Origin of the sequence: Sinisalibacter aestuarii (genome assembly GCF_027923545.1) — a bacterium.
Taxonomy (GTDB): domain Bacteria; phylum Pseudomonadota; class Alphaproteobacteria; order Rhodobacterales; family Rhodobacteraceae; genus Sinisalibacter; species Sinisalibacter aestuarii.
The window spans coordinates 104,213-111,559 of sequence record NZ_BROH01000015.1; the positions used below are offsets into that span (position 1 = coordinate 104,213).

A 7,347-nucleotide genomic window follows, 5' to 3' on the forward strand; every position below is an offset into this window, starting at 1 on the left:
TCAGTTCTGGTCAGTAGCGCACGATCCTGAAGGGGCGGTGCATCGCGTTATCGGGTTACCGAGCAGGACATCATTCAGCTCGGTTGATATAGACTGCGAGGTTCAACAATGCCAAAGTTGTCCTCGAATTGGTCAAGCAGACCGATGAGTTGGTCCATGGCAGACGGATCGCCTTCGGCCTTGATCCTGCCTTGCTCGGCAGCCTCCGAAAACAACCCTTGTGAGGCCAGCAGATCGTTGAAGTCGCCGCGCGTGATTTCATATCTTGCGTCCGCAGCGGTGTTGGAAACCGGAAGGCCATAGGTGAGAACGCCACTTTCAAGGCATACCTCAAGGCACTCTTCCGTGTCTGTGAACCTGAAGAGCATATTAAGCTTCTGGGCCTCTGCCTTCGGTCCGTTGACGCGGACCGACAGAACATCCCAGACTTGCCGCGTCGACAATGAGCCCAAAGAGTTTGGCAATCCGCCCGCCGCTTTTGAGTGCTCACCCGCACCGTTTCGCAATTCGAGCGCCCCGAACAAGTAAGCGTTTCGCCAGTTTGCACTTTCGGCAAGGTAGCCCAATTGTTCAAAAGCATCCGCCAGCAGGGCCCGTGCCTCGGTATTGTCCGGCTCGGCGAAAACCAGATGGCTGAGCACCTGTGAAACCCACCGGAAACTTCCGGCCTCCATATCTGACCTGGCCCGCTCAAGAACAGCCTTCGCGCCCCCCATGTATTCTATGTATTTCCGGCCGGATTCGATACGTGGCAGAGGGTTGAGATTGGCGGGGTTGGCATCATACCAGCCCAGATATTTCTGATAGATGGCTTTCACGTTGTGGCGAAGATGGCCGTAGTAACCACGCAGATGCCAGGCGTGATCGAGTTCACGCGGCAGTGTCAGGGTCTCGGCGATCTCTTCTGCGGTCAGGCCGTGGTTGATCAAACGCAGGGTCTGGTCGTGGACATATTTGTAAAGATCGCGCTGTTGGCGGACCAATTGAACCACGCGATCGTTTCCCCATACCGGCCAGTGATGTTGACCGCACACCACATCTGCCTTTGTCCCCCAAAGCTCCAGCGCTTCGGTGAGGTAATAGGACCAGGCCAGCGGATTGCGCACCTCGGCGCCGCGAAACGGCAGAAGATTGTGGAACGTATGAGTGCAGTTTTCGGCCAGATTGAGCAGCTTGTACTTCGGCGCATAAAAGTGCATCTCGGCCGGCGCTTCGCTGTCGGGTGCCATCTGGAATTCAAATTCGACACCATCAATCGTTCTTGTGTCTCCGGTCTCCATAATGAGGTCGTTCGGACGCACAAGTGCCTGTGGTCCGCGGGCCACGGCCTTGCCAAGCCCGCAATCCACCAGTCCGTGAATACTTGGCTCAAGGGACATCCCGACCTGATAAAGTATCCGCCGCCGCATCGCCGGCCCGGCGATAATGTTTTCCGAGACGGCATTTTCGATAAACTGATCCGGGGCGATTATCGGGATCTCGCCTGCGGCAATTTCTTCTTCGGTGAGAACGCCAAGGGTGCCGCCCCAGTGGTCTTCGTGGGTGTGGGTGAAGATGACCCCGGTGATCGGCCGCTTTCCGCGATGTTCGAAATACAGTTCGATCCCGGTGCGCGCGCTGTCGATGACCATCAGACAATCGACCACGATCACGCCCTTGTCGCCTTCGATCAGGGTCATGTTTGCGATGTCGAAGCCGCGCACCTGATAGACACCGGGCACCACCTCGAAAAGACCATGCTCCATGTTCAGGCGCGCCTGACGCCAGAGGCTGGGATTGACGGTCGGTGCAGGCTCTTCAGCGTCCAGAAAGCTGAACGGCTCTAGGTCCCATGTGCACGATCCATCAGCACGCCTGACCCTTGCGTGTTCACGGGTGCCGATAAACCCGCGCCGGGCATCGTCAAAGTCGGCCGTATCTTCGAAAGGGAGCTCGTCTTTGAGCTTTGAGAATTCATCTACGACAGATTGGCTGGCAGCTTTGTGCGCTCGAAAACTGTCTTGTTTCATTCAGTAGTCCTCCTGCGGCGCCCTGTTTCCATTCCGCCTCTTGAGCAACATAAGAACTCTCGCCCCCTATTCAGGCTCGTCGCCACGAACCCGGCGACCACGAAGCCGGAGCTCCATGTGGCAAGCTTTCGACGCTTGGCCTGCCGTATGGCAGATTTTTCGTTCCTCACCTTTGGAGCAAATCGAAAGAGTAAGGGTGAAATACAGCGGCCCAATTGATGAAGCAAATTCATAAATATCATATCCTCATGATTTTTTTGAATATTCAATCAAGCCGACGTCACGACAGTCACCTGCTGCAAATGCCCAGATGATCGCCGGGCTCAAGGAACTGTTATTCGGGCCAAGGGTCCCAAGATCATGGAGCGGCGATCGTGGCGCGACAGCAGAGCACCATCCAAGCGCGTGATGTAACCGAGCCCGGACGCATCCGTGCTGACGCACCCTGTCGGGAACCGCCCGGGTATCGGCGGACATCGCCGCACCGGCGGCCGAAGCGAGTCGCGCAGGATCGACCTTCGATTCGGCTGCCCCCATTCTGGGCTGTGCGGTGCCCGAAGCCGTCGCCACGCCCAGACGTTTGCTGGGCGCCCGCAGGGCAAAGCCGGCAAGCGAGGGGCCGTGCCGGTTCTTCGCATGGAGCGAAGCATAGAGCTGGCGCTGCTGCAACTGCCCGACAGGCACCCACCGAGAATGGGCGCAATCAGCCCCGATTCGAACACCCCCCTGTCCCGTGACCGACCAGGCGACACCCTCAAGGCCGATCTCGACGTCTGGCTCGATTACGACCACGCCGAACGTCGGCACTTGGGCTGCCGCGTGCAGTGCCGAGGGCCCGTGGGAGCGGTGATGTCAACCGACGGTCGGGAAGCTCACGCGGGCTTTCACTTCGCCAATCTGGATTTCGCCAATTCGATGAGCTTCTTTATTGGTGCCAGATCTAGCATGCTGGTTCGCACGGCCACCGATGACTCGAATGAATAGATCTTTTCCTCAGGCGCTATTCTCTTGAAACCTCTCGACGTCATTTCTTCTTCGAGAATATCGGTCGCGAAAGCAATGTGGTCGGTCTCGCGCGCAATGGACATCAAGGCGAGCAGCGACATGATTTGCATCTCGAAGGGCCGGTAGGGGCGGTTGGTCCTCTCGCAATAGTCGGCGATGCGCCGGTGCAGTTCTATGTGGTGTGCGAACCCCATCCAGGGATAGCGGTGAACATTATCGAGCAGAGGGCCGTCGTCTTGAAATATGGGGTGTGAGCCCCGTGCGTAAATCGCGACGTCAATGCTAGCACCGTCAAGGATCGTATAGTTGGTGAACTGAGCGCTGTCAGGAGGAAGGCCAAAATAGATGTCCAGCACACCCTCTTCCAGATAGGGAACGAGATAGTCGCCCGATCCAGAAACCAGCTCTATCTGAACGAGCGGATACTCCCGGTGCAGCTCCGTGATCATGGGTGGGAGAAGCTTTGCCGCCCAAGATGGCCCGGCGCCTATTGCGATCTTGCTGCCATTCATGTTCAGTTCGCTCATCATTTCATCGGCGGCAAGTTCGAGCTCGCGTTCAATGAAGCGCACGCGAGTCCGTAGAACCTTTCCGGCTGGCGTGGGCAAGGTGCCGCGGGGGCTGCGCGCCAGAAGCCGCGTTCCCAGCTGGTTCTCGAGAGCGATCAGACTTTTCGATGCCGCGGACTGGGTCAGCCCCAGCGCTTCAGCCGCTAGTGACACGCTCTGGAGGTCATAGGTTTTGGCAAAGATGCTCAACTGTCTGGGCAGCGAAAGGCGCATCACATAATTCCTTCGTTTCATACCGATATGATACTTATGACTTTGTTTCATCAATTTGACTAGTGTAGTTTGTCGTCGAGGTCCAAGATATTCAGGGCGCTCCGGGAGGATCGGCGCAATGCATCACGAACCAGAATCGTCTCTTGCTGTCGTTAGGAGCGGCGTCTGCTCCGTCCGGACGGCGATTGCGGCAGCGTCCTGCTATGGCCACCCGACGAATTCAGCGACATTCGGGCCCCGTAGGTCCACTGGCCGGAGTGCCGACCAGTGACGCGCCCGGGCGAAGAAGAGGTGGTAGCGAATCTCGCGGGTCAAGCCGGCGGCGCCGACGGCATTTCCATCGAAAAGGTTGGACATGCGTTTCCGACCAAGGACGGCGGCTCGATACTCGTCCTTGGCGATGTGTCTTTCTCGGTTCCGAATGGGCAGTTCCTGGCCGTCGTGGGCGCCAGCGGATGCGGAAAGACCACCATCCTGAATATGGCCGCGGGGCTGGTTCGACCGGTCTCCGGGCGTGTCAGGGTTGGCGGAAAAGATGTCGTGAAGCCACTGCGCGATACCGGCTACATGTTCGCTCGCGATGGGTTGTTACCCTGGCGATCTGCGCTGAAGAACGTCGAAGTCGGGCTCGAGCATCGTGGCGTTCCGAAAGCAGAGCGGCGCGAGCGAGCTTTGAAAATGCTAGACATCGTGGGTTTGTCCGGATTCGGGGATTCTTACCCTGCGCAATTGTCTCAGGGCATGCGGCAACGTGTTGCCATCGCGCGCACGCTCGCTATCAACCCAGCAACACTGCTGATGGACGAGCCGTTTGCAGCACTCGACGCGCAGACCAAACTCGCGCTGCAGGCCGAGTTCCTGAAGATTTGGGAAAAGGATCGCCAGACAGTCATGTTCGTTACGCACGACCTTGCCGAGGCCGTTTCCATGGCCGACCGCGTGATCGTTTTGACCAGCCGCCCCGGTCGGATCCATGCTGAATTCGAAATTGATCTGCCAAGACCGCGCGATCCGGCGGAGATCCGGTTCGACGAAGGCTATCTGCGCCAGCTTGACCAGGTCTGGCACGCGCTGAAGGAAGCGGAGGAACGGGCCGGATGACCCCTACAAGTTATGCTGAAAATGTTCAGTTCAAGCTGGCCCGGCAAGTCGACGTGGACAAGGCGAAGCGTCGCAAGCGCACGATCAATGTCGTCATCATGCGTATTTTGGTGCTGGCGGCTCTGCTCGTGCCCTGGCAGTTGGGCGTTGAAGCAGGTTTGATCGACCCGCTCTTCTTCTCGAGCCCGAGTGCGATCTTGACCTTTCTGGTGACCGAGTTAGGTAGCGGCGGGGTTTGGCCGCACGTCCTGGTGACGGTGCGCGAAGCGCTTATGGGGTTCCTGATCGGAGCCGTTGCAGGCGTGGCTGCGGGTATTTTGAGGATGCAGTTCCCGCTGCTGGCAGATGTCACCAACCCGTTCCTTACGATTTTGAACGTGTTGCCCCGTGTTGCCCTGGCGCCGATGTTCGTCCTTTGGTTCGGGATCGGTGAAGGGTCGAAGATCGCTCTTTCAGTGAGCCTGGTTTTCTTCATTCTGATGTTGAATACGGAGGCCGGCATCAAGTCGCTCGACCGCGAACTCATCATCACCCAGCGCGCCCTAGGCGCCACACGCACGCAACTGTTCTGGAAAGTCATGCTTCCCGGTGCCGTGCCGGCCATGTTCAGCGGCATGCGGCTCGGCGTGGTGTATTCGCTGCTGGCCGTGGTCGTCGGGGAAATGATCGCCTCGCAAATGGGTCTGGGCCAGCGCATCGCCTTCTACGCGGCGAGCTTCCAGGGCGATGGGCTGCTTGGCACCATTCTGATCTTGGCTGCGATTGGTCTGATCTTCAACGTGGTGGTTGTGAATGTCGAAGCCAAACTCATGCACTGGAGGCTCCATGATGAAGATTGATCCAGATTCCGTAATCCGCTTGCTCAACATCATCGACGAGTACACCTCTGGGAGCCCGGACGTGAAGCCGCTCTATGTCGAGTCCGGATCACCCTGCGAGAAAGGATTTGCGAGAGCTTCAAAGGCAAGCGGAGACGCGAGTGCCTGAGGTTTTAGGTAGCAAATGCACCAAGTTGGCAGCTGGGTTGGGCTCGCATCGCGGTTTTCAATGGCGGCATGTCCGAACCGTCTGTCATCCAAACTTTGACCCAGAAGTTTGCCGAGATACCAGGCCAGATCCGGGCATATCCATCAACATATCATTTGAGCCATTTCGTAGGCGCCGGATCACTTAAATCAGGAGGAAATTTCATGAGTGTAGAGGGCAAGGTGGTACTGATCAGCGGTGCGGCCAAGGGCATGGGCGCACATCACTCGCGCGTTTTCGCGGCAGCTGGCGCCAAGCTTGTTTTGGGCGATGTTCTGGATAATGAGGTCAATGCCCTGGCCGACGAACTGGGTGAAAATGCGATTGCGGTGCACCTCGATGTCAGCAAGACAGCCGATTGGGATGCTGCGGTCAATGCGGCCATGGACCGGTTCGGCCGGATCGACGTACTGGTCAACAATGCCGGCATTTTGCGCATCGCGACGATCGAGGACTATTCAGACGAGGTCTGGGATCAGGTGATCGCTGTCAATCTGAGTGGCATGTTCAAGGGCATCCGCGCCGTGATCCCCGCCATGACGGCAGCGAGCGGCGGCTCGATCATCAACATCTCGTCGACCGCGGGCCTCAAGGGCTTTCAAAGCTGCTCGGCTTACATCTCATCGAAGTTTGGCGTGCGCGGGCTCACCAAGGCAGCGGCGATCGAATTAGCCGAGCACAATATTCGGGTCAATTCGGTCCATCCTGGCAATATTGAAACGGAGATGACGGACGGGCTTTACCCCAATTACAAGCACGTTCCAATGAACCGGATCGGGCGGCCCGACGAAATCAGCAAGCTTGTTCTGTTTCTCGCCAGCGACGACAGTTCGTTCAGTACCGCAGCCGAATTTGTTGCTGATGGCGGCGAAACCGGAGGCATGCCGAATCTGTTCGCATGAGAGCGCAGTTCTTCGTCAGAGATTTGGGCACATGGCGGGCCGTACTGGAACAATGGCTGAGCTTCGGCCTCTGTTTCAGGTGGTGTTAGACATGCGCGGACCAGTCTTGGGTTGGTCGGTAACACTGTCCCTTATCCTACGCAGATCCTACGCAGAGACCGCGCCACTAAGGGACTGCGCCGCTGTCCATGTTGAGACTGGTTCGAATTCGTCTGCCAGCACCGCCACTTACCCGTGAAATTATTGGATAATTTCTAGATCAGGGAAAGCTATTGCTGCATTAAAGCGTTTCGGCGTGAACCTGACTCGCGGGGGATTCCCTTGAGGCATCGGATATGATTCATCCTTGTTGGGAGGATGGATCATGTCAGCCCCTTTGCCATCGGCACTCAGGGCGCGATTTCAGAGATACATTGAAGAAGGGTTAAGCGGGCGCGCGGCAGCGTTGCGTTTGCAGCTTTCGCCCGCGACGGGCGCACGTTGGGCGCGCCAGGTGAGGACGATGGGCCATGCGGAACCAGC

General features: G+C 57.7%; 6 protein-coding genes. 4 read left to right on the top strand and 2 right to left on the bottom strand.

Annotation, left to right across the window (positions count from 1 at the left end):
• Positions 1–74 precede the first annotated feature (74 nt).
• Complete coding sequence (locus tag QMG28_RS19025; protein WP_281843814.1) at positions 75–2,009, bottom strand: alkyl/aryl-sulfatase; 1,935 nt, start codon at positions 2,007–2,009, stop codon at positions 75–77.
• Between the two features lie 884 nt (positions 2,010–2,893).
• Entirely contained in the window at positions 2,894–3,796 is a 903-nt protein-coding gene (locus QMG28_RS19030; protein ID WP_281843815.1) for a LysR family transcriptional regulator, read from the bottom strand.
• Positions 3,797–4,063: 267 nt separating this feature from the next.
• Between QMG28_RS19030 and QMG28_RS19035 the strand changes: the two genes are divergently transcribed.
• The 4 genes from QMG28_RS19035 (at position 4,064) to QMG28_RS19050 (ending at position 6,825) form a co-directional block, all read left to right on the top strand.
• Complete coding sequence (locus QMG28_RS19035; protein ID WP_281843816.1) at positions 4,064–4,897, top strand: ABC transporter ATP-binding protein; 834 nt, start codon at positions 4,064–4,066, stop codon at positions 4,895–4,897.
• Entirely contained in the window at positions 4,894–5,736 is an 843-nt protein-coding gene (locus QMG28_RS19040; RefSeq protein ID WP_281843817.1) for an ABC transporter permease, read from the top strand. Before QMG28_RS19035 ends, QMG28_RS19040 begins: the two co-directional genes overlap by 4 nt.
• On the top strand, positions 5,723–5,884 hold the full coding sequence (locus QMG28_RS19045; protein WP_281843818.1) for a hypothetical protein: 162 nt from the start codon (positions 5,723–5,725) through the stop codon (positions 5,882–5,884). The genes QMG28_RS19040 and QMG28_RS19045 overlap by 14 nt, the downstream gene beginning before the upstream one ends.
• Before the next feature lie 203 nt (positions 5,885–6,087).
• On the top strand, positions 6,088–6,825 hold the full coding sequence (locus tag QMG28_RS19050; protein WP_281843819.1) for an SDR family oxidoreductase: 738 nt from the start codon (positions 6,088–6,090) through the stop codon (positions 6,823–6,825).
• The last annotated feature ends 522 nt before the right edge of the window (positions 6,826–7,347 follow it).

Excerpts from the sequence above, each read along its gene's own strand:
- QMG28_RS19025 (WP_281843814.1), bottom strand. The coding sequence starts at position 2,009 with ATGAAACAAGACAGTTTTCGAGCGCACAAAGCTGCCAGCCAATCTGTC.
- QMG28_RS19030 (WP_281843815.1), bottom strand. The coding sequence starts at position 3,796 with ATGCGCCTTTCGCTGCCCAGACAGTTGAGCATCTTTGCCAAAACCTAT.
- QMG28_RS19040 (WP_281843817.1), top strand. The coding sequence starts at position 4,894 with ATGACCCCTACAAGTTATGCTGAAAATGTTCAGTTCAAGCTGGCCCGG.
- QMG28_RS19045 (WP_281843818.1), top strand. The coding sequence starts at position 5,723 with ATGATGAAGATTGATCCAGATTCCGTAATCCGCTTGCTCAACATCATC.
- QMG28_RS19050 (WP_281843819.1), top strand. The coding sequence starts at position 6,088 with ATGAGTGTAGAGGGCAAGGTGGTACTGATCAGCGGTGCGGCCAAGGGC.